Here is a 25,605-nt window from a genome sequence, read left to right on the forward strand (position 1 = left end):
TAGATCCTCCTTCCTTGAATTACGATTCGGTAAGCCGCACTCCGCTATCCCGATCGAAGAACAGCGCTTTGTGCATATCGAAAGCTACCGATACTTTCATCTCGTCATTGTAAAAGTTGCGCGGACTCGTACGTACGACAAGCATGTTCGGCCCGCCGATATCCAGATGAAGGAAGCGGTCGGCTCCCATCAGCTCGTTGAACTTGTGAATGCCGTTAACGACGGCGTTGGGGAACGCATCGAATACGATCTGATCGACGCTGATGTTCTCCGGGCGAACGCCCAGGGTGACGACTTTGTTGACCAGCCGCTTGGCGGTCAGCTCCTTGGCTTTGCCCAGCGGAATTTCGAGGGCGAAGCGGCTTGTGTGGAATTCCAGCTTGCCTCCGTGTTCCTCCAGTCTTCCATCGATGAAGTTCATCGGAGGCGAACCGATAAAGCTGGCGACGAACGTATTGCTCGGATTGTTGTACACTTCCTCCGGCGTGTCGACCTGCTGGATGATGCCGTCCTTCATAACGACGATCCGGTTGGCCATCGTCATCGCTTCCGTCTGGTCATGCGTAACGTAAATCGTCGTAACTTCAAGCTGCTTGTGCAGCCGGATCAGCTCGGCGCGCATCTGTACGCGCAGCTTGGCGTCAAGGTTCGACAAGGGCTCGTCCATAAGAAACACTTCGGGGTTCCGTACGATCGCGCGGCCGAGTGCGACCCGCTGGCGCTGACCGCCGGACAGCTGCTTCGGCTTGCGTTCCAGATACTGCTCGATCTCGAGAACGCGGGCCGCGCGTTTGACGGCGATGTCGATCTCATGCTTCGGCATTTTGCGGAGACGCAAGCCGAAAGCGATATTTTCGTACACCGACATGTTCGGGTACAGGGCGTAGTTCTGGAACACCATCGCGATGTCCCGGTCTTTCGGAGGAAGATCGTTAACCAGCACGTTGTTAATGTAAATCTCGCCCTTGCTGATGTCCTCCAGGCCCGCGATCATGCGGAGCGTAGTAGATTTGCCGCAGCCCGACGGGCCGACGAACACGACGAATTCCTTGTCTTCGATTTCCAGATTGAAATCTTTGACTACGGGCAACTTGTCTTTGCCGTAATGCTTGTAGACGTGGTTGAACAAGATCCGCGACATATGCCGAATACCCCCTTGATAGTGAATTAACAGAAAGCGTTTGCAAATCGTTATAACTTCCATTATAAGAATAGGGCTGTGAAATTGGTGTGAAGAAAACGACATGATTCGCGAGGAAACCGGATGTTAGACCCGGAACATACCGGTTTCATGTGAATTTCGCGTGAATTTAAAGATATTATGAATAATACGGCAGTCCCGTTCCTTCTTATTCCTATTTGAAGCAAGTAAATTTTATATGAAGATTAAGAGCGCCTGATGCATGTCCGGGCAAGTCGTTGTATGATTGAGAAAACGATTACTATAGGAGGAGTTCCGATGCCTTACGAACAATACGAGGACAGCGTCAGACTGGAAAAAAGAAAACAGGCCAAGCAAAATGAAACCTCGCCATATTGCGACTTTATTTACTACGAATCGTCACGAACGCCGGGGGTGATGCTGGCGGCACGCATCGTAAAACCGGAGAAGCCGTCTTATATTCTCGCAGGCACGCATGGCTGGCATATGAGCATCCCCGCCTTCAAGCCAATGGAGGAGCCGCAGCAGGGCAACCATTATTTGAGGGTGGATGTCGATATGCGAGGCAGGGCGCACTCGGAAGGGGCGCCTGATTGCAACGGCTGGGAGCTGTACGATGTAATCGACGCCATTCAGTATGCGCGGGAGCATTACGCCGAGTATATCCTCGATCCGGATATCGTTTATTTCGAGTCCGGAAGCGGAGGGGGCGGCAATGCGATGGCGATCGCCTGCAAATTCCCGGACTATTTCGCCGCCGTCACCGCCTTGTGCGGCATATCCGATTATGCGCTCTGGTACGATAACGACGAGATCGGCGAATTCCGCGACGAGATGGACGTCTGGATCGGCTGCGCGCCGAAGGACAATCCGATGGCGTTTCGTTCCCGCAGCGGGCTGGATCTGATCGGCAATCTGACGAGCCCGGTCTATCTGGCGCACGGGGAGACGGATATCCGTGTGCCGGCGGATCACTCGCGCCTGTATGCCGCGAAGGCCGCCGAGATCGGCAAGGACGATCTGATCACGTATTACGAGCTGCCCGGAGTAGGCACCCGGGATCATTGGGGCAACGCGACCGGCGAGATGCTGGACAAAGTCCGGAACGAAAGCGAGTTGAACCGCGCCCGTCATCGCCGGCCGGTTGAACTTCCGGAGCGCGGCAGACTGACGGTCGGCGGATACTTGTTCACGCGCCGATTCTCCGTCGTGCTCGATTCGCTCGATAAGGTGGCGGTACTGGAGTACGACCTCGCCGCCGGCAAGTTCGAACTGTCGTGCGAGACGGGGTGCACGTATACGATCACGGCCGGCGGCGAGACGGTTTCGGGAACTGCAGCCGCAGCTTCCTGAAAGCGGAGGGCTGTCCCGGACACGGGCGCGCAACGGTAAAAACGGATATAACGGGCAAACATAATGGACATAATGGACAAATGGATAAATGGATAAACTGATGAACGGATGAACGGACAAACGGATAGATGAACGGATAAACGGAAATAACAGCCGTGACCGACATAATGGACATAGCGGACGTAACAGACACAACAGACACAACAGACACAACAGACACAACAGACACAACAGACACAACAGACACAACAGACACAACAGACACAACGGACACAACGGACACAACGGACACAACGGACACAACGGACACAACGGGCACAACGGACACAACAGACACAACGGGCACAAGGGACACAAGGGACACAACGGACACAACGGACACAACGGACACAACGGACACAACGGACACAACGGACACAACGGGCACAACGGACACCAACAGACACAACGGGCACAAGGGACATAACCCATAAACCGGGCGGTACGAGCAAAGAGCCAGCATCGGCTGTTGAGGAATCCTGTTTGTTGTTGAGAAACCCTGTTTTTTGAAAAAGGATTGTAAGCTTGGAGATTTTCCGTCGCCAGTAGTCTCTCAGATCGTGTTTCCAATCGATTTTCTACTTTATGGAAAGTCCACCCTCATTAGAATTTAGTACCGCAAATTCTATAGGCATCCTTAACAGTCAGGGGTGCACCAGTTTCATCGTATACGGATAAAAGCCCAGCTGCGAAGCGGAGACGCCGCCGCTGACGGTATCGCGATACCCATATTCCGTTCTCAAGGAAGGACTGCTCCCCTGCGGGGCGGTCTTTTTTTTAATTTATCGCCGAAAGTATATCGTTGGAGTGGCTCTAAATCTCGGTAAACGCCAGCGTCAAAAGACCCTGGCAGGCGTTTATCCTTGATCTGCCAGAAAGTTTAAATTCTTTACCGTGCTAAAGTGAAGAGAGGGGGTTCCCTTACTTGGCGTTAGAGAACGTATACTCAGGTTCGATGACTAACGAATCGTATCGTGCTTATGGCTGAAAAACGAGGTTATTCCAGTCTTAACGAATCGGGACATCGTTATCGAACCGAAAGTGGAAAAAAACGATCCGATTTGCGGGAATAACGATACATGAGTTCGTTACAAATTCAAACCTCCCCATTCGGCTCTGATAACGACTGCTGGGTTCGTTAGCCATACCACCGCATGAAGACAACACGACTTTAACGTTAGTTGGAGCAGCACCCCTCCCGACGAGCTGTCGTATGGAGTCGAAGACCAAAGAACCGTCCGGGGGGCTTTACGGACGATCCTTTCTTTTTTACACGCCGGAAAGGTGTTACTCTGACATCTCATCACCGGCATGATTTCGTCCAGACCGCTGGCATCGACAGCGCACATCCTTTCCGTACCGTGCGAAGCTCCCAGCGTGCGGTGCCCGGCGTCACATGACGGTGGTCAACCACATACCCGTAAGTGGAACTATTCGTTCCTTTTTATTATCACAAAAGGCGGCGGGGCGTATTCGCCGATTGTTCGCAAAACGCTTTTCTGAAGTGCAGGCTTCATCCGAGGGTCACGACCAACTGTTACAAGATGGAAATCGGCAGTAAATGCCCTATTTTGCTTCGCTTTCTCGACGAAAACGTGAGTATTTTCTGTTCCGGACGAATATCCGGCATTGACAATGACAATGATAACCATTATCATTTATGAGAGGAAATAATGAGAAACGTTATCAACGATCAATTTAACTCATAACTATGAACCCAAACAATCCTATATTCCGATAAGGAGTGGACGTCATGTCTCGTTTATTTGCCGAGAGGCTTCATATTGCATACGGTGAGAAAGTGATTGTCGATCAACTGAATCTATCGATTCCGGCCGGTAAAGTAACGGCGCTCGTCGGAGCGAACGGTTCGGGGAAATCCACGATCCTGAAAACGATGGCGCGCATTATGAAGCCGCAGAAGGGCGGCGTCTTTCTGGATGGCAAGTCGATCCATCAGATGCAGACGAAGGAAGTCGCCAAGCAGCTCGCCATTCTTCCGCAAAACCCGGTGGCGCCGGAAGGCCTGACGGTTAGCGAGCTTGTATCGTTCGGGCGTTTCCCGCATCAGAAAGGCTTCGGCTCGCTCAGCAAAGAAGACAAGGAAATGGTGGCATGGGCGCTGCAAGTAACCGGAATGACGGAATTCTCGGACCGTCCGATCGACCAGATGTCGGGCGGGCAGCGGCAGCGCGCCTGGATCGCGATGGCACTGGCGCAAGGTACGGATATTTTGTTCCTGGACGAACCGACCACGTTCCTCGATATGGCTCACCAGCTGGAAGTATTGAAGCTGCTGGAGCGGCTTAACAAAGAAGAAGGCCGGACGATCATCATGGTCGTGCACGACCTGAATCACGCTACGCGTTATGCCCATCACGTCGTGGCCATCAAGCACGGCAATGTGCTCTATGAAGGCTCGCCGACCGAGGTCGTTCATAAAGAGATGCTTCGAGAGGTGTTCGGGATCGAAGCGGACGTCATTCCCGATCCGCGGACCGGCTCGCCGCTCTGCCTGCCTTACGGCCTGGAAGGCGACAAATCGGAGGAAGAACCGGCTGTCGTCCCTTATGGCGGTGTCAAAGCCGAGGAAAGACAGCCGGCCGCAGCCGGGTCCGCAGCGGTATAGCCGCGATATAAACGTATACTTGCCCCCCTCTCCCGTGCTATCATACAAGCAGCAGCAGGTTGAAACCGGCCGCTTCGCGTATACGCGGAAAGGGCCGAAGCAGAAGTAGAGGGAGAAGTTCCCTCTACTTCTTTTCGATCCGGCGACGGTATACTGCATGCCAAGAGGGAGGAACGGGAGTGGGAGAAACGATTTGGATCAACGCTACTCTGTATACGGAGCATCGTGTGATCGAGAACGGCCGTATGATTGTAACAGAGAGCGGGACGATACGGGCGCTGGGGGACGAGCTGCTGCCGATCCCTGCGCATGCGCGCGTTTGCGATTGTCGGGGAGCGCTGCTCGTTCCGGGTTTTATCGATGTTCACGTGCACGGCGGTAACGGGTTCGGGATGATGGAGGGGACGCGCGAAGCGCTGGACGGAATGAGCCGCTATCATGCCCGGCACGGGACGACCGCTTTTCTGGCGACGACCTCGACGGCCGATATGGAGACGATCAGGCAGGCGCTGCACAATGCCGCCTCCCATGTCGGGCTTACAGCCGGGGCCGAACTGGCGGGCATCCATCTGGAGGGCCCTTATCTGGACGTCAAGCGGCGCGGCGCGCAAAGTGAAGCGTTTCTGAAGCTTCCCTCCGGAAGTGAAATCGATGAGCTGCTGGACGTTTCCGGCGGACACCTTCGTCTGGTTACGCTCGCCCCCGAGATCGAGGGCGGCCTGCAAGCCGTCACACAGTTCGCGGAGCGCGGCGTAACCGTATCGGCGGGCCATTCAGATGCGACGTTCGCCTTGATGAAGGAAGCGGTCAGCCTAGGGGTGAGCCATACGACACATCACTTCAACGGCATGAGCCCGATGCATCACCGGGAACCGGGACTGGCCGGGGCCGGGCTGCTGATGGACAAGCTGACGACGGAGCTGATCTGCGACGGCATCCACGTTCATCCTGCTGTCGTGAAGCTGCTGTTCGAGATGAAGGGACCGGGGAATGTATGCATGATCACCGATGCGGTCAGCCCGGCGGGATTGCCGGACGGAGCGTACGGCAGCGTCGTCGTAAGGGCGGGAGAAGTGATGCTGAAGGACGGATCTACGCTGGCCGGGAGCTCCCTCACGATGCTGCAAGCGCTCAAAAATGCGATCAAGTTCACCGGATATCCGCTCGAAAAGCTGCTGCCTTCGATGACCTCCGTGCCGGCACGCCAAGTGCGGCTCGACAAAGTAAAAGGATCGCTGAGTCCGGGCAAACACGCCGACTTCCTTCTCCTCACCCAGGAGCTGGAGCTGATCTCCACCTATGTGCGGGGCGGCGAAGTGTACCATGCAGGACTTGACGAGGCGTAAGCACGGGCTATCCAAGGTGCGAAGCAGGCAGCAAAGGAACCGGTGCGTACCAGGTTTCGCAGGTTTGGCCCACATACGAAAAAACCTCCGAAACCCATAAACGGGCTGGAGGTTTTTTCGCATTTGCGGTCCGTGCAGGCTGCCAAGCGGCCTTGCGCGGCGGGGGTTATCCCTATGAGCGCTGGACCAGCCGTTACTTGGTCAGCTGCTCCATCTGCTCAATCAGGCTTTCGAACACGCTCATCGCCTGACGGATCGGCTCCGGCGAAGACATGTCAACGCCGGCGCGTTTCAAGATTTCGATCGAATAGTCGCTGCCGCCGCTTTTCAGGAAGCCGAGATAACGTTCGACGGCCGGTTCGCCTTCGTCGAGAATTTGTTTGGCAAAGCTGGTTGCGGCCGAGAAACCCGTCGCATATTTGAATACATAGAAGCTGTTGTAGAAATGGGGGATACGGGCCCACTCCATCTCGATATCCTGGTCGACCGCCATCGCCTTGCCATGATACAGCACGTTCAGGTCGTAATAAATTTTGCTAAGGTCCTGATGTGTCAGCGCTTCGCCATTCTCCGCTTTTTCGTGAATGATCTTCTCGAATTCGGCGAACATCGTCTGACGGAACACGGTCGTCCGGAACTGGTCGGCGTAATACGTAAGCAGGTACATTTTTTCCTTCGGATCGGTCGACTTGTTCAGCATATAATCCATCAGCAGCGCTTCGTTAAGCGTGGATGCGACCTCGGCTAGGAAGATCGTATACTGGGCGTCGCGGTATTCCTGATTCGTATCCGACAAGTACGAGTGGATCGCATGGCCCATCTCGTGCGTCAGCGTGAACATGCTGTTCAGATTGTCCTTGTGGTTCAGCAGCACGTAAGGATGCGTGCCGTATGCGCCCCAGCTGTAAGCTCCGCTTCGCTTGCCCTCGTTCTCGTATACGTCAATCCAGCCTCCGTTGAAGCCTTCCTCGAGAATGTTCCGGTAGTTTTCGCCGAGCGGTTTGATACTTTCCAAGACGGTTTTTTTCGCTTCTTCGTATGTAATGTCCAGTTTGTACTCGTCGACGAGCGGAGCGAACAAGTCGTACATGTGCAGGTCGTCAACTTTGAGCAGCTTTTTGCGAAGATCCATGTACCGGTGCAGCAGCGGCAAGCTTTCGTGAACGGCGGCGATCAGGTTGTTATACACGTCCACCGGAATTTTATCGCCGTAGAGGGACGCTTCCAGTGCCGACGGGTATTTTCTTGCTTTGGAATAAAACAAGTTTTTGGTGACGTTGGCGCTGAGAGTCGAGGCGAGCGTATTGCGCATTTTGCCGTATGTGGCGTACATCGTCTGGAAGGCGTTTTTGCGGACTTCGCGGTTGCGGCTCTCCAGAAACTGAATGTACCGGCCGTGGGTCAGCTCGACTTCTTCTCCGTCTTCGTTTTTCACTTTCGGGAATTTCATGTCCGCATTGTTGATCATGCCGAAAATCGTGCTGGGCGCTTGGGACATATTGCCGACTTGGGCGAGCAGAGCTTCCTCCGCTTTGGATAAAATATGAGGCTTTTGGCGAAGCATATCTTCCATCGTCTTTTTGTACGGGGCCAGCTCCGAGGCGCTGACGAGCGAGCTCAGCTTGTCGTCCGGCAGGCTTAATATTTCCGGAGTGATATACGACATGGCTTCGTTTACTTCGACGCTCAGCCGTTTCGTTTTCTCGGATAACGCCTGATAGGTCGGGTCGGCCATATCCTCATGATGGCGCATGTTGGCATATACGTATAGCCGCTCGGTATGAAGGGAAATTTTGTCCTCCAGCTCGAAGCATTCTTTAATCGACTTCGCGTTGTCGAGCTTGCCCTCGAATTTGCCGATATCTTTGGCCAGCTTTTTCACTTCGTCGTATTCTTGGTCCCAGACTTTCTGGCTTTCGAACAAATCTTCGAGCTTCCAGCGGTGCTCGGCGGGAACTTCGGAACGTTTGATCACTTGACTCATGGGTACCCTCCTATCGGTTTTCGAAGGTTTGGCATCTTGAACGGCGTAGACGGGTGCGGCTGCGATGGCTGCCAGGCAGACGGTTGCGATGACCGGTACTAGTTTCATGGGACCTCCTGAAATCTTTGCGGAGCAAAGATAACTTCGAAAGCGCTACTGAGCTTTGCGTTAGCAAAGCTTGCTTCGAAAGCGCTACTAATCTTTGCGGAGCAAAGATTTACTTCGAAAGCGCTGCTGAGCTTTGCGTTAGCAAAGCTTGCTTCGAAAGCGCTACAGCAAACTCCCCTAGTATGGCCGAACGGCCGTGCTTTTATGAAAGGGCACGCAAGCCGGTCATCCCGCGCCAAGAAGACTAAACACGATGATAAAAAACGAGCAGCTTACGAGCACGACGGCGACCAGCGCAAGCAAACGCCGCATTTGGGGCGGGATCGATTCTTTTTTCATAATCAGAATAAGCGCCAATGAAAAAGCGAGAATCGTAAACAATACGACCGATCCGGTGTCATTCATGAGGTCACCTCGTTTACTCGTCAAGATGGTGCGGTTTGGAAGCCGCTTCCTGTTACTTATTCTATACCAGGGAGCCGAATTCCTTTCCGGATTAACGGCGATTTGACGAATGCATGTCCCGTCCGGAACGGTTAGCAAACAACCGGTTTGCGACGTTTTTTAGCGCCGGACACAACGCAGCCGGTCATTCGCTTCATAAATCCGGCATATGTTCCAAGCAGCCGCGAATAAAGATGAGCAATGGACTCGAATAAACGCGGGGAAGTCTGAACACCTTCCCGGCGGAGAGGATGGGAAACCGATTGGAAAGCGGCCCGTTACCGATAGGCTGGAGTATGGCGCTAATTGTGGCTTTGGTGATGCTGAACGGTTTTTTTGTCGCGGCACAATTTGCGATGGTCAAAATACGCGGCACCCGGATTGAAAGCCTGGTGCAGGAAGGAAGGCGGCGAGCCAAATTCGCTCAAGCAATTTTGGGCGATCTGAACTTGTATTTATCCGTCTGTCAGTTTGGGATTACATTAACCTCGCTCGGACTGGGCTGGATCGGAGGGCCGGCACTCGCAAAGCTGCTGGAACGTCCTCTGTCCACTCTCCCTTTGTCCGGAGCGGCCGTTCAAGTAATCGGTTTTTTAACCGCTTTCATGCTGATTGCCGCCCTGCATATAACGATCGGGGTGCAGGTGCCGAAGACGGTTGCGATCCATAAGCCGGAACGGACGACGCTGTGGTCCGCGTATCCGATGCTGGCGTTCTACAAGCTGATGCTCCCGATTATGGGGCTGCTGAACGGTCTGTCCGACCGGCTGCTGCAAATATCCGGCATTCAGCCGGAGCGGGGGAACGATTCGGTCCATTCGGAAGAAGAAATTCGCATTCTGGTCAAGGAAAGTCATAAAAACGGGCTGATCGACAATACCGAGCTGACGCTTGTTGAACATATTTTTGAGTTTTCCGATACAAATGCGCGGGAAATTATGATTCCGCGAACCGAGATGGTCTGTTTGTACACCAATCTGTCCTACGAGGAGAACAAAAAAATCGCGATAAACGAGATGCATACCCGTTACCCTGTGGCGGAGATCGACAAAGACAACATTATCGGGTTCGTGCACATTAAAGAGCTGTTGAAGCATAACGATTCGCTGGACAATATCATGACCATTATCCGTCCGCTGATGAATGTGCCGGAGTCGATGCCGATCAGCACGCTGCTGCGGCTGCTGCAGAAAAACCGGACCGAGATGGCGCTGCTGATCGACGAATACGGAGGCACTTCGGGTCTGGTCACCGTCGAGGACATCATGGAGGAAATCGTAGGCGAGATCCGGAACGAATTCGACGAGGAGCGGCCGCGTATCGAGGAAAAGGCCGCTTTGACGTATTCGATCGACGGTCTGCTGCTGATCGACGATGTCAATCAGTACTTCGGCACCGGCATCGAAACGGACAATTACGATACGATCGGCGGCTGGATCTACTCCCAAGTGGAGATTCCTCCCTGCAAAAGCCAGCGGGTGGACCGGGACGGCCTCGAGTTCATCGTCGAGGAGGTCGACCATATGCGAATCTCACGGCTGACCGTCCGCGTACCCGAGCATTACAAGATGCCGCTGCGGCAGGAGGTTTCTTAAAGCGGGGACTGCGGTTTAGGGTAGGGGCGATAGGGGTGGTATAGGAGTTTGCACGTCAAAGAACCGTCCGGACTCTTCACTTATACCGGACGGTTCTCTCTTTAGGCAGGTACAGAGAGTATAAAGTTGCTAAAGTCATAAAGCTTCAAAGCGATGCTTCGAAAACGCGAACTGCGAGCTTCTGCACCAACAATAGCCGCCTCTTGCGGAGGTGTGCACCGCGGCAAAGGTTTTGTTTAGAAGCTTGTTAATGTAATGTACGCCTCCACCAAGCGGGGACGCTTACACGTCTTTGAACGCCTCGAGAATTTGCAGCCGTTCTTCCTCCGTACCTTGGAACCGTTCAGCGGAAAAACGTTCCTCCGCCCAATGCATCAGCGCCGGACGGCTTAAAAACTCAAAATTGTCTTCGCCCCACTGATCGGAGATGACCCGGACCACGATACGCGTGCCGTGTACTTCGACGTTCAGCATGTTCCATTTATCTTGTTTATAAATCGTTACTTTCTTAATTCCTTTAGACATCCAGCATTCTCCTTTATTCGTATCACATGCCGGGTGGATGGCAGCCGCCCTGGCAGAATGCGCCGAATCCGCCGGCGTCCGGATTCGCCCCGGCTTGCAGTCCGCCCTTCATAAGATTGTATCATACGCTGGCACCGTTGGAAATTAATCCGGCGGAAACCGGTCCGGGGAAAGAGCTAAGACCCAAAATCCCTAGAAGACCCGTCCCGATACCGCTTCTTGATCATCGAATCTCGGCCCCCTCGCCGGGTTGCTGATTATTAATTATGAATGGCCGGGATGTTTCGATTTGCGGGCGACTTCGCTCCGGTCGTATTTGCGCAGCAGATCGTCGAGCGCTTCGCGCAGCAGGGCGGATTCTTTTTTATTCAACTGCTCGGCCAGCGACTTCAACCGTCTGACGTTTGTGGAAGGGTAATAACACGATTTCATCACCATCTCTTCATTCGGCGGAAGCGCGACCTGATTGCGCCCGATTTCTTTGGCGGACACGAGTGCGGCGTTTGCCGCCCGGCGCAGGGCGGATTCGGTTTTGCCGTCCCGCGGGTATTGGGCTACGCCGACCGTGACCGTAATCCGGTGTTCCTGCGGCAGTTGAAAGACGTCTGCAGATGCTTCGATCTTGGCGCGAAACCGTTCCATCTGCAGGAAAGCCTGCTCCAACGTCGCCCCTTCGAGGACGAGAGCGAACTCGTCGCCGGACACGCGGTAAGCTTCCGCACCCGGCTCTTCCTTAAGGACGGCGGCCAGGTGCCTTAACACTTGATCGCCCGCCTCGCTCCCCAGAGTCTGGTTGACTTCCAGAAAGTGATCGACGTCGATCATCGCGAGGGCGACCTGCTCATCCTGCCCGATTTTCTCCTGAACGTGTTTCTCCATCGCTTTGTGATTCAGCAGTCCGGTAAGGGAATCCAAGTATTTCGTCACGACATCACTCCTATGTATTGGGTCATTATATTACAAATTATTATATATATTCTCGTAAAATTCAATAGTCTCTTTGGAAAATAATAGATAGAGGCGAGAAGAGACAATTATCCAAAAAAATTTCTTGTTTTTTACATTTGCCTTCTTTATAATCGATACCAATACCCGGCGAGGCCGGGCAGAAGCACGAGCCGAGCGGAGTATGGAATCAATAGCCGAGAATAGCCGAGGAGAGTGGAGAAGATGAAGCAAGAGCAGCATTACGAGCAAGTTGGGGTAGCTATGACATGCAGGGGCTACGCAGAATATGAGCGCATGTTCGGGCTGAATGTGGAGCTGCTGAAGAGCGGACCGGTACTGGACGTGGCGGCCGGAGCGTCGTCGTTTGCAGCGGAAGTGCGTTCCATGGGGGTAGATGTCGTATGCGCGGACCCGCGTTATGCGATGTCACCGGAGCAGATCGGCGAAGAAGGGGCGGCCGAGATCGAATCGTCTACGCTGAAGCTGGCCGGATTGGCGGGCAAGTTCGACTGGAGCTATTACGGCAATCCGCAATCCCACAAGGCCGGACGGCTGGAGTCGCTGGACAGGTTTCTGAGCGATTATTCATTAGTGGGCGCCCGCGAGCGGTATGTGCCCGACAAGCTGCCGTCGCTGTCGTTTGCCGATGACCGTTTTGCCCTTGTATTGTGCAGCCACTTTTTATTTCTATATGGAGATCAGTTCGACGATACGTTTCACCGGGCGGCGCTGGAAGAGCTGCTGCGGGTATGCAGGCGTGGCGGCGAGGTGCGCGTCTATCCGCTGCTGTCGCTTCGCTGGGAGCGGTATCCGGGGCTGCCTGCTCTGATCGCGTTTCTGGAATCGCGGGGCGCATCCTGTGAGCTGCGGACTTCCGGACTTCCTTTTATCCCCGGTTCGTCGGAAATGTTATGTATAACCAAAACGTGACGGCAAGCCTGCATAAAAGTTCCCTCCTCTGCATATAATAGGCGTTGCGCCGCATCAAACGGACGTCTCAAAAGCAAACTGGAGGTAATGGCATTGAAAGGTACTGTAAAATGGTTTAACGCGGAGAAAGGGTACGGATTCATCCGTTCTGACGACGGGGAGGACGTATTCGTACACTACTCGGCGATTCAGGGGGACGGATTCAAATCGTTGGACGAAGGCCAGGAGGTTGAGTTCGATAAAGTAACCGGCGAACGCGGCCCGCAGGCGTCCAACGTTAACAAGCTGTAGTCCTCTGCCTACAGGCAAGTCCAAGAAAAGGCCGCCTCGAACGCATCGGGGCGGCCTTGTTCGTAAAACTATTTCTTAAGCTTCAGTAACAGTAATTACGAGGTTCACAGATAAAACCGGTGTAATTACTACGGTTTCTGCGGTGACCCCTGGAACAGGAACGACAATATCCTGATCGACTCCGAGGATAGGCAAGAGATCGATTGTCATGTTGCCTCCTACATACGGATAAGGTACATTCGTTTGCAGGTTAACTCCTACTGGGATCAAAACCGGCGGAAGGGGCGGGATCGTTTGAACGATAGATGCCAGAGTAATCGTAACAAGACCAAAATCGGATGCTCCCATGTTATCTCCTCCTTTCTGATCTTAGTATATGAATCTAGCAGCAGAACGTTCCTTTTATTTACTGAATTGTATGATTGTTACTAGTTGTTTTGACCTCCCCGATGAAAGACCAGATAACGCGCGTAATCGAGCGGCATGGTCAGCGAATCGCCCCGGTCCGGCTCCAGCCTGTTCATCAGCGGTGTAGGCAGAGGGTTTACTTCGAAGACAAACAAACGGCCGCTGCTCTCCATCCCCAGATCCACACTGATATCCGCGAAATGATGGGCCGTCAGGTCCAAAGTCCGGCCTATGCCGAATCCGATCTCGGCAGCTTCCTTATCCAGCCGGTCGATCCGTTCGGCTCCTTGAGGGTACATACTCTTCCACTGGCTCATCGTTAAGATTCTCGTTTTCAAAGGAATGACATGGCTTGGATTGGGGGCGATCCGAAACACGAAATAAGAGACTTCCCAGCGGCCTGATCCGTTCTTGATCAGATGAAGCCGAAAGTCCGTCGCTCCGCCCATCCATTGCTCGGTCTGAATCGACTGTTGCAGCAAGTAAGGCCGCTTGTTCAAAATCGCCCGATACCGGCTGTAAAAATCGCCGCTGCTCCTGTACGTCTCAAACACCATATCCAGACCCCTTACATAGGAAGCCTGAATGCTCCCGTCCTCCTGATGCGCGGCTCTTACGATCCCGAGACTGCTGTGGCCGTTCGCGGCGTCGATCGGTTTGAGGAACAGATCGCGGTGCCGGAGCAGAAACGATTCGAAATCCGCTTCGCCGGCAAGCCGCTGGGTATCCGGCAAATAAGGGCGGATCGCGCTGTCTGCGGCCAGCAGTTGCCAGCCTTCCCACTTGTCGAACATATGAGAGTTGAACACTTTATTGCCGGTCGCTTGTACGAGCTCGTTCATCCGTTTCGGACCCGCCATACACTGCATATAGACCGCGTCCGGAATCCGGAACGTTTCCTTCCGGGGATGGAAGGAACGGCGCTGAGGCAGCCAGCGGTGGCCGGTTACGGTACGTTCCGCGAGACGGACCGAATCGTGATCGAACATGATCCAGGTGACGTCGGATGGACCCGTGTACGACTGAAGCCGCTTTTTCACGAACGGATGGACGAATCTCCTGTGCTTGGATACGCAGATGCCGATCAGGGGGTGTCCCATAGTCGAGTCCCTTCTTTCCCATCGTGTTAGCCCGGCGTCATACGGTCGCCGTGCCTTTATAATCGAGTGCGGCTGCGGCGGTTTCCAGCGAGTAGACGGGCTGGGGTGTATCGGTGTGCATCACGAAATTGAATTTATCGGCGGAGTACAGCTTCATTCCGCTTCGGATGCAGCGCTCCAGCAGGCCGGCAAACGTAAGTCCCGCCAGCGGCGACGCGAACGCAATCCGGGTCAGCGCTTCCTTCTTCATTACCCATGCCGATTCGTTCAGGGTGGGAACGTAACGGTTCTGGTTATGCTCGTTGCACAAATAAAGCGCCGCCTGTCGCGGAGAATAGGCATAGTAGGCGCTTTTGCCAGCCAAATCGGCTCCCGTGTATTGAAAAGCGTGCATCAGATCCGTCAAATAATAAGGAGCGTAGTAGTGGTCTTCGTGAAAATAGGATACATATGGCATCGGGCTGTAGGCGGAGATGGCTTGCAGCATCTGGACAGGCGACTCCCCCTCGGGGCGGATGAACATCCTTACGTTCGTCCCGGCCTTCGCGAACGCAGGCGCCATGACCATATTCGGGCGATGCGTCAGCAGCATCAGCTCCTTCCTGCCCCAGCGCTGCTTCTGGAACTGGTCGAGCACCCGCTCCAGCGATTCCGGCGAGGAAACGAAGGCGACCACCGCCACGCCGGGCTCCTCCACAGCCCCCCGAATGCCAATCCTGGATAAAATGTCATGAAACCGGTGTTTGTATAGATGCCGGGAATACACTTCCCTCACACCGAGGACGCTCAGCTTCTCCGAGCAAAGCTTGTTGGTCAGCAACTGGTGCAAAATCCGCGACGTTTGCTCCTTCGTATACGCGATCGGGACGAGATCGGGAAACATGCCGGCGATTCCCCGGGAGTAGCTGGTGATGACATTCGCGCCGGAAGCCAGGAGCTCGTACACTCTTCGGGAGAACATCGTGGGGCTGTGTTTAACGGAATTTACGTTCAGGAATACCTTGTACAGCCGGTAAGCTTTTACCATCTCCGCGTAACTGAGCTGGCCGACGATGTGGGGACGGTACACATCCGGGAAACGGTCCCGCGCCGCCCGGTCCGGTCTGTCATAGATATGAAGGCCGTACGGGATCGCCGGAAGCAGCAGCAGCTGCGTATCCGGAATGCGGTCGGGATAAAGCGGATTGTGGTAATAGGTGCCTGCGAACGCAACGTTCCGCTTCCTCGTGTAGTTCGATCCGACCGGATTGTGCAGGGCGGGCTGGGCGGCGAAGGGCAGACTGTATACGCGAGAATGACCGGCATCTCTCTGATACAAGGGAATACAGCTTGCATCCGTCGTAAAGATATGATCGAACAACTTGGCCGTACCTAGAAAATGATCATAGTTGGGAGGGTCTTCCTTGTTCCAAAACACGGTCGGGATGCCAGCCTGCCGGCAATAGGCGACAAGCTTGGCAATCTCGCAGCCGGCTCTCGACGGGTTCAAGCCGTAGAGTCCCCAGCGCCTGTCCTTCCATGCCGATTCGACAAGCAGAAAATGCGGCCGCACCTTATGCAGCTGCCTGCGCCATTTGGACACATGCAGCGGGATTAACGTGCATTCATACTTGAAGCATTCAAAGCTGAACGTATCGAGAATGGAGGCGACCACCAGATCCGGCCTGCCATTGTGCAGCGGCGGAGCCGGAGGAAACGTCTGGATTTGCGCTTTGACGCTGTTGAGAACGGCGGGTGCAAGGCCGTTAATGGTCATCGGCTTCACGGCTCCTTGTACGGTTGATCCCGGGTGTACCGATCCGGTAACAAGCAAATCCGTGAATCTCCAGATCGGCCGGGTCGAGCGCATTCCTCGTATCGAGAAACTGGCGGGTGTTCATGCCGGCGGCGATCCGGGTGTAATCCAGTTCCCGGAACACGGCATGATCCGTCAGGAGGATCAGGCAGTCCGAGCGCTCCGCCGCTTCGTAGACGCTGCTTTTATTGCCATAAGCGTTTCCCGTGTAAGGATCAAACACGTTGACGGCATAACCTTTGGATAAAAGGGCTTGAAGGATAGCGACGGACGGGCTGCCGCGCGTATCATCGCTGTTTCCTTTGTAGGCGAGGCCGAGAAGCGTCAGCACCGGGGTATCGATTCCGGCGACGAGCGATTCGATCATCCGGACGATCCGGGCTGGCGTGTGATCGTTGATCGTTCTGGCAAGCAGCGTCAGAGGGGCGTCACCGTGAGCGCTATCCACGATAAACCACGGGTCGACGGCAATACAGTGCCCGCCTACGCCGGGTCCCGGCTGGAGGATGCGCACCCGGGGATGCGTATTGGCCAGCCGGATCGCTTCCCATACGTTGATCCCGGCCGACTCGGAGATGCGGGCCATTTCGTTGGCGAAGGCGATATTGACGTCCCGGGACGTATTCTCCATCAGCTTAACCATCTCTGCCGTCGCACTGTCCGTAAGATGAATGCTTCCTTTGACAAAACGGCCGTACAGCTTCGCCGCTTCGCGGGCCGACTCTTCGTTCACGCCGCCGATAATGCGGTCATTGCCTACGAGTTCGCTCCACACATTGCCCGGATAGACGCGTTCGGGCGAATACGCGACGAAGAGCTGCCGGCCGATATCCAGTCCGGTTTGTTTCAACTGCGGCACGATATGACGATTCACCGTACCGGGAGGGATCGTAGATTCGACGACAACCAGATTGCCTTCTCTTAAATAAGGAATAATAGAATCGACCGCAGCATGCACATAGCTCAAATCCGGAGAGCGGTCGGGCCCTACCGGAGTTTGAACTGCAATGATATAGGCGTCTGCGTAATCCGGAACGGCAGAGAAGCGAAGCCGGCCTTCCGTCATTTGCGTTCTGACCGAGTCCCGGAGGCCGGGCTCGTTAATTGGAATGCCGCTGCGGTTCAAGGTGGCGATCACGGCGGCATTGATGTCCACTCCGCGTACGTCGATCCCGTGCTCCGCAAGGACGGCGGCGGTAGGCAGGCCAATATATCCCAATCCGATAACGTTGACTTGCATGCTGCAACCTCCTCTTGCCCAGCTTGACGGAAATGCTCGTTTTAGTGTATGAGCGCGCTGCGGCTGCTGTACAGGCGGCTGTCGCTTGTCTGCGTAAATGTGCGGAACAATCGCTTTGACCGCCCTTAGGGGAAAATGGTAAACTATTAGGGCCATACTACGAACGAGGAGCGGTACAAGCTATGCCAAAGTTTAAAAATTTCGCAGCAAAAAAAGGGAAGCTGGACCAGGCCAAAAACAATATGTTCGTCAAGCTGGCCCGGGAAATCTATATGGAAGCCCGCAAGGGCGGACCGAACCCGGACGGCAACTTCAAGCTGAAGACGGCGATCGCCAACGCCCGCCAGATCAATATGCCCAACGACAATATCGAGCGTGCGATCAAAAAAGCGACCGGCGGCGGAGACGGCGTAGAGTACGAGGAGATAATCTACGAAGGCTACGGACCGGGCGGAGTCGCCATCATGGTAAAATGTTTGACCGATAACCGCAATCGCACGGCTGCCGACGTTCGCTCCATCTTCAACAAACGGGGCGGCAACATGGGCGAATCCGGCTGCGTCTCTTATATGTTCGACGAGAAGGGCGTCCTCATGATCGACCGGGAAGATGTGGAGCTTGAAGAGGACGAAGTGATGATGCAGGCGCTGGAATGCGGAGCCGAAGACGTGATCGCAAGCGAGGACAGCTTCGAGATTTTGACCCACCCGCACGAATTCGAGGCGGTGAAGACGGCTCTCGAGGGCCAGGGTTATACTTTTGAGAGCTCGTCCTTGCGCTGGGTGCCGCAAAACTACGTCAAGGTAGAAGGCGACAATGCCGACAAGCTGATGAAGATGATGGAAGGCTTCGACGATAACGACGACGTGCAGGACGTGTACGCCAACTTCGAAACGGATGATGCCTAAGGTTTTCCTATAGGTGCGTGTTCAAAAAGTCTGGTTTTCAGCACCGAGAAGATGGGATGAAGCTAGGAAATGAGGAGCGGAGCGTAGTGGCAGCTTTTGTGAGCACCGGAAGTTCCGGCTGAATTCCATATTCGATGTCGAGTAGGCTTTCGGATCTGCTTCGTGATCAAAAGCGGACTTTCTGAACAACCTCTAAAGGGGAGACAGTTGCCCCGGCAAACGCAGATTGAATACATGGCTGAAGGTCCCGCTAGCCGGGACCTTTGTTTTTGTACAGGAAAGCCGAGCGGGAAACCGGGTGGAGCGGAAGTTCGCAAAGCGGGATTATTTTGAAAGGGGCTGCGGAATGATGAAATCTTTAGTGCTTGCCGAGAAACCGAGCGTAGCGAAGGAGCTGGCCCGGGTGCTGGGCTGCGGGGCCAAGCAGAAAAGCTGGTACGAGGGTCCGAAGTATGTCGTGACTTGGGCGCTCGGCCATCTGGTCGAGCTGGCGGAGCCGGAAGACTACAATCCGGCGTACAAGACGTGGAATTTGGAAGATTTGCCGATATTGCCGGACAAGATGAACTTGAAAGTGATTCGCGAGACGTCGCACCAATACAAAGCGGTTGCCCAGCTGTGCAAGCGTTCCGATATCGGGGAGCTGATCATCGCGACCGACGCCGGACGGGAAGGCGAGCTGGTCGCCCGCTGGATTATGGAGCTGGCTCACTGGCGCAAGCCGTTCAAACGGCTGTGGATCTCGTCGCAGACGGATATGGCGATCCGGGAAGGATTCGCCAAGCTGAAGGCGGGGCGCGACTACGACCGGCTCTATGCATCGGCGGTCTGCCGGGCGGAGGCGGACTGGCTGATCGGCCTTAACGTGACACGGGCGCTGACGAGCAAATATAACGCCCAGCTCGCCGCCGGCCGGGTGCAGACGCCGACGCTTGCGATGCTGATGGACCGCGAGCGGGAGATTAACGGCTTCCATCCCGTTCCCTACTGGACGGTCACAGCGGATTGCGGCGGATTTACCGCGTTGTGGCGCAAGGACGAGAAGCACGACGGCCGCCTGTACGAGAAGGCGGAAGCGGAGGCGCTGGCCGGCCGCGTGAAAGATAAGGCTGCGGTCGTGGACACGCTGCGCAAGACGGAGCGCACCGAGCTGCCGCCGCTCGCTTACGACTTGACCGAGCTGCAGCGGGACGCGAACAAACGTCTCGGCTTTTCGGCGAAACAGACGTCCAACGTGCTTCAGAGGCTGTACGAGCAGCACAAGCTCGTAACGTATCCGAGAACGGATTCGCGTTACCTCACCTCCGATATGGCGCCGACGTTCAAGAGCCGTCTGGAAAGCGTCGCCACCGGCCCTTACGCTGCGCTGGCCAGACCGCTGCTGCGCAAGCCGCTCGCCATCACGAAACGGATCGTCGACGATTCCAAGGTGACCGACCACCACGCGATCATCCCGACGGAGCAGTTCGTGCAGCTAGGGGCGCTTAGTCCGGAGGAGCGCAAGCTGTACGATCTGATCGTACGCCGGTTTATTGCGCTCTTTTATGCTCCGAATCGTTATGACGAGACGAGTGTCGTTATTCGGGCAGGCGAGGAACGTTTCTATGCGAAAGGTTACGTTCAAAAAGATGCGGGCTGGAAAGAAGTATATGGCGGCGCTGCCGCCGGGAGCACCGCGGAAGCCGACGACGAGGACGAGGAGGAGCCGGCGGACGACGGCGGCCGGGGGGCTGGGGCTGGACGCGCCGCAGCGGCGCATATGCCTTCCCAGTCGCTTCCGGAGCTCCAGAACGGCCAGAAGCTCAGCGTGCGCGGCAGCCGCATCGGCAGCTTCGAGACGAAGCCTCCGGCGAGACATACGGAAGCGTCGCTGCTGGCGAGGATGGCGAAGCATAATCTCGGTACGCCGGCGACGCGCGCCGATATTATCGAGAAGCTGCTCGGAACGGATACGATCGAGCGCCAGCAGAGCCGGCTCGTTCCGACCGGCAAAGGCAAGCAGCTGATCGAGCTGGTCGCGGACGACCTGCGGACTCCGGAGCTGACGGCGAGATGGGAGCAGGAGCTGGAGCGGATTGCGCAAGGCAAGGGCGATCCGAAGGCGTTTATCGCCGATATCCGCAGCAAGACGGTACGGCTCGTCGCCGAGGTGAAGGCCAGCCAGAAGGAATACAAGCCTCACAATCTAACGCATACGAAGTGTCCGGAGTGCGGGCAGAAAATGATGGAGACGAAGGGCAAACGCGGCAAAATGCTCGTCTGTCCGAGCCGGGAATGCGGTTTCCGCCGACCGGCGGAACCGGCTTTGTCCGGCAGACGCTGTCCGCAATGCCATAAGCGGATGGAGCTCCACGACGGCAAAGCCGGGAAATATTTTCAATGCCGGCCGTGCAACGTGGTCGAGAAGCTGGACGCAGGCCCGGGCGCCGGCGGGAAGGCGGGGCGGAAGCAGCAGGCACAGCTCGCCAAGCAGTTCAGCGACAACGTGACGCTCGGCTCGAGTCTCGGCGACGCCTTGAAAGCGGCGCTCGAGCGGGACGGCAAAGAGTAAAGAAAGCGCAAGCGGGAGCCGGGACCGGCGACAAGCGGCTGTTTCAAGCATGCCGCTTCCGGCAAAGCGCCCGGCGCGCGATGCAGCAAGCTCCCGGCGGCGTTACGCCGGCAGGGGGCCGGATACAGAAAGGCCCGGAGCTCCACCGTCCTTGCGAAGGCGAGCTCCGGGCTTTTTTTTCTTTGTGCATTGACATGTATAGTTTTTTCTTACACAACTCCCCAACACCGAGCACGAGCAGCCCAGCAACCAAGAAGCCCAGCCCCCCAACAACCAACCAGCCCAGCCCCCCAACAACCGAGCACCTCTGCACCCCAAGGTAACCGAATAAGAGTGGTTTGTACCCCTAATTTTTTCCGAAACCCGGTTGAATGGGGAAATAAGAGCGGTTTGGAGCCGCTAAAATCGGCAAAAAGGGTGCAGATCCGATCAGATGGTGGATAGAAGGGGTACAAACCGCCTTTATTTGTTTCGTATTTTCGAAAATGTCGAAAATAAAGGGTGCCAAAGACTCTTATCATTTTGGTTGAGCGGCTAGAACGCAGCAACGCAGGAACGCACGGACTCCGTCCCTCCCGCGCCCAAACCTATGGGATTACACGCCAAAGGACCGTCCAGACGCAACTACCAGATGTTGCAAACGGCACAGGCGCGGTCCTATGTAATTAATCGCAGAATTTCCCGGGTAATGCGGTCGGTCAGTACATCCACTTCCATAACGCCAGACTGACGAGGCAGCATCCCCACGACACAAGGCCGAACACGATGACGATCTTGTTTTCCGACCAGCCGTATTTCAGACTGTAATGATAATGAATCGGCGCCATTCGGAACATGCGCAATTTCGTCCGCTTGTAGTACCACACCTGCAGGATGACCGACAACTGTTCGGCGAAGTAGATCAGAAACAGCAGCGGGATCAGCAGCTCGACCTTCTCGATCACCGCCAGAAAGGCCAGCGACCCGCCGATGGCCAGCGAGCCGGTATCGCCCATGAACGCCTTGGCCGGATACAGGTTGTACAGAAGCAGCCCGAGCAGACAGGCGATCATCGTCAGAGCGAACAGTTTCACTTCCGGGTGTTCGGAGATAACGAAGAAGAAAAAGTAAGTCGGGATCGCCACAATAATAAGCAGACCGTCCAAGCCGTCCGTAAAGTTGATCGCATTGGCCGAACCGACGACGAACAGCGAGATGACCGCGAGGTATACGATCGGCGCAAGCTCCAGCTTCAGATCGCGGAACAACGTTACGTCGCTGTTAAACAGGTCCAGCTGGGGCAGCGCCGCAAAAAGCACAAACGTAAACAGAAATTGCAGAATAAGCTTCATTTTCCCGGACGCTCCGCGCGGGTCCTGATAAGCCGCTTTTTTGAAATCGTCGAGAAATCCGATAAAGCCGAACAGCAGAAACACAGCGCACAGATACAAGCTGATCGGACTCGGGGCTAACAAAGCGACAAGCAGCACCCCGACTAAAAAGATGAGGCCCGCCATCAGCGGCGTTCCTTTTTTGGCCTGATGATCGGCCGGCAGCTCGGCGCGGATCGGCTGGGTGAGGCGAAGCGTCCGCAAGCCCCAGATCAGGACGGGGGTCAGCAGGGCGACAGAGGCGAAGGACAGGGCCGAGACGACCCACAGCGATAATTCCATCGTTCGAATGGCTCCTTTCGGCCGTTTGTACAAGTATAGTTTCGGGAGACGGTGAAATATTCCTGCTTGCCGCCGCCTGCGATTGAAAAACAAAAAAACATCCCGGCTGAACGGCTGGCCGGAAAGTCGGGATGTTGGTCATGATTCGGTTTTACTGAACGATAGTCAAAATTTCATCGACTTCTTTGCGGGGGAGCCGTCCCGGATGATCGGACGGGTGGCCGAGCGCGATAACCATGTTGATCTGCTTCGACTCGTCGATGTCAAGATAGTCGCGGAGGCGGTGCTGGGCGAGCAGCACGGGACCGGTCATCGGGCAAGTCGCGAGCCCTTTGGCATGCGCGGCGAGCATCAGATTTTGCGCAGCCAGACAGCTGCTCTTGATGCCTTCCTCGGCCCACACGGCGTCCTCGACGAGTGCGATCGGATCGAAGATTTTCTCGCGGAATTTCGAGTTGTATGGCGTAGCCAGCAGCACGAGCAGCACCGGAGCGTCAGAGAAGGCCGTCGCATACGGACCGAACGAGCGGGTCAGCAGTCTCGCTTCCCGGCCAAGCCCTCTTTGTTCCGCCTCCGCAGCTCGGTTGTTCAGCTCGTCCCAGGTCATCTGCTCGATTTCTTTAATTTTGTCCCGGTTCATAATCGCCACAAATTCCCACGTTTGCGAGTTGGTATCGCTTGGCGCGTAACGGGCGCAGTCGATCAATTCTTTGATATCCTCGACGCTGACGTCGTGGTCGGTAAACTTCCGGACGCTGCGCCGGTCGAGTACGATTTGTTTGAAAGCCTCATAATTCATAGGTTCGATCCGCCTTTGCCTAAGTTCGAATGGAGAAGCACGGCAAGGTCATAGCGTTAAGACCAGGTGCTAATTCTTCTCCCATTATAGCGGATCAACCCGACCGTGTCACCCCGCTACGTCCCGTTTGCTGAAGATGTACCAGGACAGCGCGAGAAACACGATGTAATAGATGAGCAGCATCGTGACGGAAAAGCCGAGCGTCATCCCTTCAATCGGAGGCTCCCGACCCCCGAAGTACAGCCCCAGATTGGTATTGGCGAACAAAATGTATTTCGCCCACCCGTACTTCAGGCCGATCAGGATCGCCATGACGGAGCTCGAGGCGAACATGATTACGAAGGCGAGCGAAATCGCCAGCGCGCTGGAGCGGAACACCGTCGAGATCATAAAGGCGAACGTGACGTTCACCGTCAGCTCGATGAGCTGGAACCCGTAGTCGCGCAAAATATCGCCGAACACAATCGGGTTCTCGGAGGAAGCCGTGCCGAACAGCAGAACGCCAATGAGACACGAGCAAACGAACAGCAGCGCGACAAGCGCCAGCATGAAAAGCAGCACCGCGATGTACTTGGACAGCAGCACCTTGGACCGGCTGACCGGGCGGATCAGCAGCAGCTTGATCGTCCCCCAGGTGAATTCCCCGGCTACGATATCCGACGCGATCACGACTGAAAAGATGAACACGAGGAACATCATCGAACTGGCGTTGCTCATAAAGAGAACCGCATCGACGCCGCTCCCCCCGTAGTTCCGCATCATAATGCCGAACGTGAGCACAGCCGCCAGCAGCAGAGCGGCCATAATCCAGGTCCGGGGACGGCGGTATATTTTCATATTCTCATTTTGAATGAGGTTCAGCAGGTTAGACAATTTGGCCACCTCGCGTCATTTCGAGGAATTGATCCTCGAGAGTTTTGGAAGCCGCTTTGACGCCGAATACGCGGACGTCCGCCTCGACCAGCTTGCGGACCAGTCCGGGGATGTCGTCGTAAGGAAGCGCGGCGGTAAACCCGTCCCGGGTGGCGATCGCGGGTCCGTCCTGGAGCATCCCGGACGCCACCTTGGCCGCGAGCTCGGCCGGCTCGGCCGTGAATGTCACTTGCACTGGGCCTTCGGACGCGGCCACCATGTCGCGGATCGGTCTGACGTCTACGAGCTTGCCGTTTTGGATCACCGCGACGCGGTCGCACATCAGCTCCATCTCGGAGAGCAGATGGCTGGAGACGATGACCGAGGTGCCTTCGGCCTTGGCAAGCTGCCGCAAATAGTCGCGAAGCTCGCGGATGCCTTCGGGATCGAGGCCGTTCGTCGGCTCGTCCAGAATGAGAACGTCCGGCTTGTGCAGAATCGCCTGGGCAACTCCGAGCCGCTGCCGCATGCCGAGCGAATACGTTTTCACCTTGTCGTCGATCCGGTTCTCGAGCTTGACGAGCGCGACGACTTCATCGATCCGTTCACGGGTAATGCCCGGGATCATGCGGGCGAAATGAACAAGATTTTGATAGCCGCTCAAAAACTTGTACAGCTCCGGATTTTCCACGATCGCCCCGACGTGACGCATCGCGCGCTCGAACTGCTTGTTGACGCTAATGCCGTTGACGAGCACTTCGCCTTCCGTCATCGAGATCAGCCCGACCATCATGCGGATCGTCGTCGTCTTGCCCGCTCCGTTCGGGCCGAGAAAGCCGAATACCTCTCCCCTGGGCACTTCGAACGAAAGCCGGTCGACGATCGTTTTGCCGCCGATTTTTTTCGTAACGTTGCGCAGTTGCACAACCGGTTGTTGCGACATAAG

General features: G+C 55.5%; 21 protein-coding genes. 8 read left to right on the top strand and 13 right to left on the bottom strand.

Annotated features, from left to right (window positions below; all coding sequences use genetic code 11):
* Positions 1-19: 19 nt before the first annotated feature.
* Positions 20-1,141, bottom strand: a complete 1,122-nt coding sequence (locus tag AC3Y2E_RS18135; RefSeq protein WP_190928841.1) for an ABC transporter ATP-binding protein — start codon at positions 1,139-1,141, stop codon at positions 20-22.
* Between the two features lie 318 nt (positions 1,142-1,459).
* Here AC3Y2E_RS18135 and AC3Y2E_RS18140 point away from each other — a divergent pair, with 318 nt between their 5' ends.
* The 3 genes from AC3Y2E_RS18140 (at position 1,460) to nagA (ending at position 6,529) form a co-directional block, all read left to right on the top strand.
* Positions 1,460-2,515, top strand: a complete 1,056-nt coding sequence (locus AC3Y2E_RS18140) for an alpha/beta hydrolase family protein (protein WP_379212760.1) — start codon at positions 1,460-1,462, stop codon at positions 2,513-2,515.
* A 1,792-nt stretch (positions 2,516-4,307) separates the two neighbouring features.
* Positions 4,308-5,183: an ABC transporter ATP-binding protein gene (locus AC3Y2E_RS18145; protein ID WP_379212762.1), complete on the top strand. Its 876-nt coding sequence runs from the start codon at positions 4,308-4,310 to the stop codon at positions 5,181-5,183.
* A gap of 179 nt (positions 5,184-5,362) precedes the next feature.
* The gene (nagA, locus tag AC3Y2E_RS18150; protein WP_379212764.1) at positions 5,363-6,529 is read left to right on the top strand and encodes an N-acetylglucosamine-6-phosphate deacetylase; all 1,167 of its coding nucleotides are present in this window, start codon (positions 5,363-5,365) and stop codon (positions 6,527-6,529) included.
* A 193-nt stretch (positions 6,530-6,722) separates the two neighbouring features.
* Here nagA and pepF read toward each other — a convergent pair whose 3' ends face one another.
* Positions 6,723-8,513: an oligoendopeptidase F gene (gene pepF / locus AC3Y2E_RS18155; RefSeq protein ID WP_379212918.1), complete on the bottom strand. Its 1,791-nt coding sequence runs from the start codon at positions 8,511-8,513 to the stop codon at positions 6,723-6,725.
* Between the two features lie 333 nt (positions 8,514-8,846).
* Positions 8,847-9,026, bottom strand: coding sequence for a hypothetical protein (locus tag AC3Y2E_RS18160; protein WP_190928851.1), 180 nt, complete (start codon positions 9,024-9,026; stop codon positions 8,847-8,849).
* A 290-nt stretch (positions 9,027-9,316) separates the two neighbouring features.
* Between AC3Y2E_RS18160 and AC3Y2E_RS18165 the strand changes: the two genes are divergently transcribed.
* Positions 9,317-10,660: a hemolysin family protein gene (locus tag AC3Y2E_RS18165; protein WP_379212767.1), complete on the top strand. Its 1,344-nt coding sequence runs from the start codon at positions 9,317-9,319 to the stop codon at positions 10,658-10,660.
* A gap of 282 nt (positions 10,661-10,942) precedes the next feature.
* Here AC3Y2E_RS18165 and AC3Y2E_RS18170 read toward each other — a convergent pair whose 3' ends face one another.
* Positions 10,943-11,185: a hypothetical protein gene (locus AC3Y2E_RS18170; protein ID WP_332070292.1), complete on the bottom strand. Its 243-nt coding sequence runs from the start codon at positions 11,183-11,185 to the stop codon at positions 10,943-10,945.
* 264 nt (positions 11,186-11,449) lie between these two features.
* Complete coding sequence (locus AC3Y2E_RS18175; protein ID WP_379212770.1) at positions 11,450-12,112, bottom strand: diguanylate cyclase; 663 nt, start codon at positions 12,110-12,112, stop codon at positions 11,450-11,452.
* Positions 12,113-12,355: 243 nt separating this feature from the next.
* On the opposite strand from AC3Y2E_RS18175, the gene AC3Y2E_RS18180 reads away from it, so the two are divergent.
* The gene (locus tag AC3Y2E_RS18180) at positions 12,356-13,063 is read left to right on the top strand and encodes a class I SAM-dependent methyltransferase (protein ID WP_379212772.1); all 708 of its coding nucleotides are present in this window, start codon (positions 12,356-12,358) and stop codon (positions 13,061-13,063) included.
* A gap of 93 nt (positions 13,064-13,156) precedes the next feature.
* Complete coding sequence (locus tag AC3Y2E_RS18185; RefSeq protein ID WP_317891210.1) at positions 13,157-13,354, top strand: cold-shock protein; 198 nt, start codon at positions 13,157-13,159, stop codon at positions 13,352-13,354.
* A gap of 75 nt (positions 13,355-13,429) precedes the next feature.
* On the opposite strand, the gene AC3Y2E_RS18190 is transcribed toward AC3Y2E_RS18185, so the two are convergent.
* From AC3Y2E_RS18190 to AC3Y2E_RS18205, 4 genes are all read right to left on the bottom strand, one after another.
* Positions 13,430-13,702 (bottom strand): hypothetical protein, encoded by a 273-nt coding sequence (locus AC3Y2E_RS18190; protein ID WP_379212775.1) that lies wholly within the window; start codon positions 13,700-13,702, stop codon positions 13,430-13,432.
* Positions 13,703-13,782: 80 nt separating this feature from the next.
* Positions 13,783-14,862 (bottom strand): YheC/YheD family protein, encoded by a 1,080-nt coding sequence (locus AC3Y2E_RS18195; RefSeq protein WP_379212777.1) that lies wholly within the window; start codon positions 14,860-14,862, stop codon positions 13,783-13,785.
* A gap of 37 nt (positions 14,863-14,899) precedes the next feature.
* A complete protein-coding gene (locus AC3Y2E_RS18200; RefSeq protein WP_379212779.1) occupies positions 14,900-16,618 on the bottom strand; it encodes a CgeB family protein in 1,719 nt (572 codons plus the stop codon).
* Positions 16,608-17,897, bottom strand: coding sequence for a nucleotide sugar dehydrogenase (locus tag AC3Y2E_RS18205; protein WP_379212781.1), 1,290 nt, complete (start codon positions 17,895-17,897; stop codon positions 16,608-16,610). The genes AC3Y2E_RS18200 and AC3Y2E_RS18205 overlap by 11 nt, the downstream gene beginning before the upstream one ends.
* Before the next feature lie 182 nt (positions 17,898-18,079).
* Here AC3Y2E_RS18205 and AC3Y2E_RS18210 point away from each other — a divergent pair, with 182 nt between their 5' ends.
* Complete coding sequence (locus tag AC3Y2E_RS18210; protein ID WP_379212783.1) at positions 18,080-18,805, top strand: YebC/PmpR family DNA-binding transcriptional regulator; 726 nt, start codon at positions 18,080-18,082, stop codon at positions 18,803-18,805.
* 349 nt (positions 18,806-19,154) lie between these two features.
* On the top strand, positions 19,155-21,356 hold the full coding sequence (locus tag AC3Y2E_RS18215) for a DNA topoisomerase III (protein WP_379212920.1): 2,202 nt from the start codon (positions 19,155-19,157) through the stop codon (positions 21,354-21,356).
* A gap of 698 nt (positions 21,357-22,054) precedes the next feature.
* On the opposite strand, the gene mraY is transcribed toward AC3Y2E_RS18215, so the two are convergent.
* From mraY to AC3Y2E_RS18235, 4 genes are all read right to left on the bottom strand, one after another.
* A complete protein-coding gene (gene mraY / locus AC3Y2E_RS18220; RefSeq protein WP_379212785.1) occupies positions 22,055-23,008 on the bottom strand; it encodes a phospho-N-acetylmuramoyl-pentapeptide-transferase in 954 nt (317 codons plus the stop codon).
* 151 nt (positions 23,009-23,159) lie between these two features.
* Positions 23,160-23,807: a nitroreductase family protein gene (locus AC3Y2E_RS18225; protein ID WP_379212787.1), complete on the bottom strand. Its 648-nt coding sequence runs from the start codon at positions 23,805-23,807 to the stop codon at positions 23,160-23,162.
* Between the two features lie 108 nt (positions 23,808-23,915).
* A complete protein-coding gene (locus tag AC3Y2E_RS18230) occupies positions 23,916-24,689 on the bottom strand; it encodes an ABC transporter permease (protein WP_379212789.1) in 774 nt (257 codons plus the stop codon).
* Entirely contained in the window at positions 24,673-25,602 is a 930-nt protein-coding gene (locus AC3Y2E_RS18235) for an ABC transporter ATP-binding protein (protein ID WP_379212791.1), read from the bottom strand. Before AC3Y2E_RS18235 ends, AC3Y2E_RS18230 begins: the two co-directional genes overlap by 17 nt.
* Between the last annotated feature and the right edge of the window lie 3 nt (positions 25,603-25,605).

It is taken from the genome of Paenibacillus sp. MAH-35 (assembly GCF_058135425.1).

What these genes read in the sequence shown, in the direction of transcription:
- AC3Y2E_RS18235 (WP_379212791.1), bottom strand. Translation starts at nt 25,602, where the DNA reads ATGTCGCAACAACCGGTTGTGCAACTGCGCAACGTTACGAAAAAAATC.
- AC3Y2E_RS18135 (WP_190928841.1), bottom strand. Translation starts at nt 1,141, where the DNA reads ATGTCGCGGATCTTGTTCAACCACGTCTACAAGCATTACGGCAAAGAC.
- AC3Y2E_RS18140 (WP_379212760.1), top strand. Translation starts at nt 1,460, where the DNA reads ATGCCTTACGAACAATACGAGGACAGCGTCAGACTGGAAAAAAGAAAA.
- AC3Y2E_RS18165 (WP_379212767.1), top strand. Translation starts at nt 9,317, where the DNA reads ATGGGAAACCGATTGGAAAGCGGCCCGTTACCGATAGGCTGGAGTATG.
- AC3Y2E_RS18225 (WP_379212787.1), bottom strand. Translation starts at nt 23,807, where the DNA reads ATGAATTATGAGGCTTTCAAACAAATCGTACTCGACCGGCGCAGCGTC.
- AC3Y2E_RS18200 (WP_379212779.1), bottom strand. Translation starts at nt 16,618, where the DNA reads ATGACCATTAACGGCCTTGCACCCGCCGTTCTCAACAGCGTCAAAGCG.
- AC3Y2E_RS18190 (WP_379212775.1), bottom strand. Translation starts at nt 13,702, where the DNA reads ATGGGAGCATCCGATTTTGGTCTTGTTACGATTACTCTGGCATCTATC.
- AC3Y2E_RS18170 (WP_332070292.1), bottom strand. Translation starts at nt 11,185, where the DNA reads ATGTCTAAAGGAATTAAGAAAGTAACGATTTATAAACAAGATAAATGG.
- AC3Y2E_RS18180 (WP_379212772.1), top strand. Translation starts at nt 12,356, where the DNA reads ATGAAGCAAGAGCAGCATTACGAGCAAGTTGGGGTAGCTATGACATGC.
- AC3Y2E_RS18215 (WP_379212920.1), top strand. Translation starts at nt 19,155, where the DNA reads ATGAAATCTTTAGTGCTTGCCGAGAAACCGAGCGTAGCGAAGGAGCTG.
- mraY (WP_379212785.1), bottom strand. Translation starts at nt 23,008, where the DNA reads ATGGAATTATCGCTGTGGGTCGTCTCGGCCCTGTCCTTCGCCTCTGTC.
- pepF (WP_379212918.1), bottom strand. Translation starts at nt 8,513, where the DNA reads ATGAGTCAAGTGATCAAACGTTCCGAAGTTCCCGCCGAGCACCGCTGG.
- AC3Y2E_RS18205 (WP_379212781.1), bottom strand. Translation starts at nt 17,897, where the DNA reads ATGCAAGTCAACGTTATCGGATTGGGATATATTGGCCTGCCTACCGCC.
- AC3Y2E_RS18210 (WP_379212783.1), top strand. Translation starts at nt 18,080, where the DNA reads ATGCCAAAGTTTAAAAATTTCGCAGCAAAAAAAGGGAAGCTGGACCAG.
- AC3Y2E_RS18145 (WP_379212762.1), top strand. Translation starts at nt 4,308, where the DNA reads ATGTCTCGTTTATTTGCCGAGAGGCTTCATATTGCATACGGTGAGAAA.
- AC3Y2E_RS18195 (WP_379212777.1), bottom strand. Translation starts at nt 14,862, where the DNA reads ATGGGACACCCCCTGATCGGCATCTGCGTATCCAAGCACAGGAGATTC.
- AC3Y2E_RS18160 (WP_190928851.1), bottom strand. Translation starts at nt 9,026, where the DNA reads ATGAATGACACCGGATCGGTCGTATTGTTTACGATTCTCGCTTTTTCA.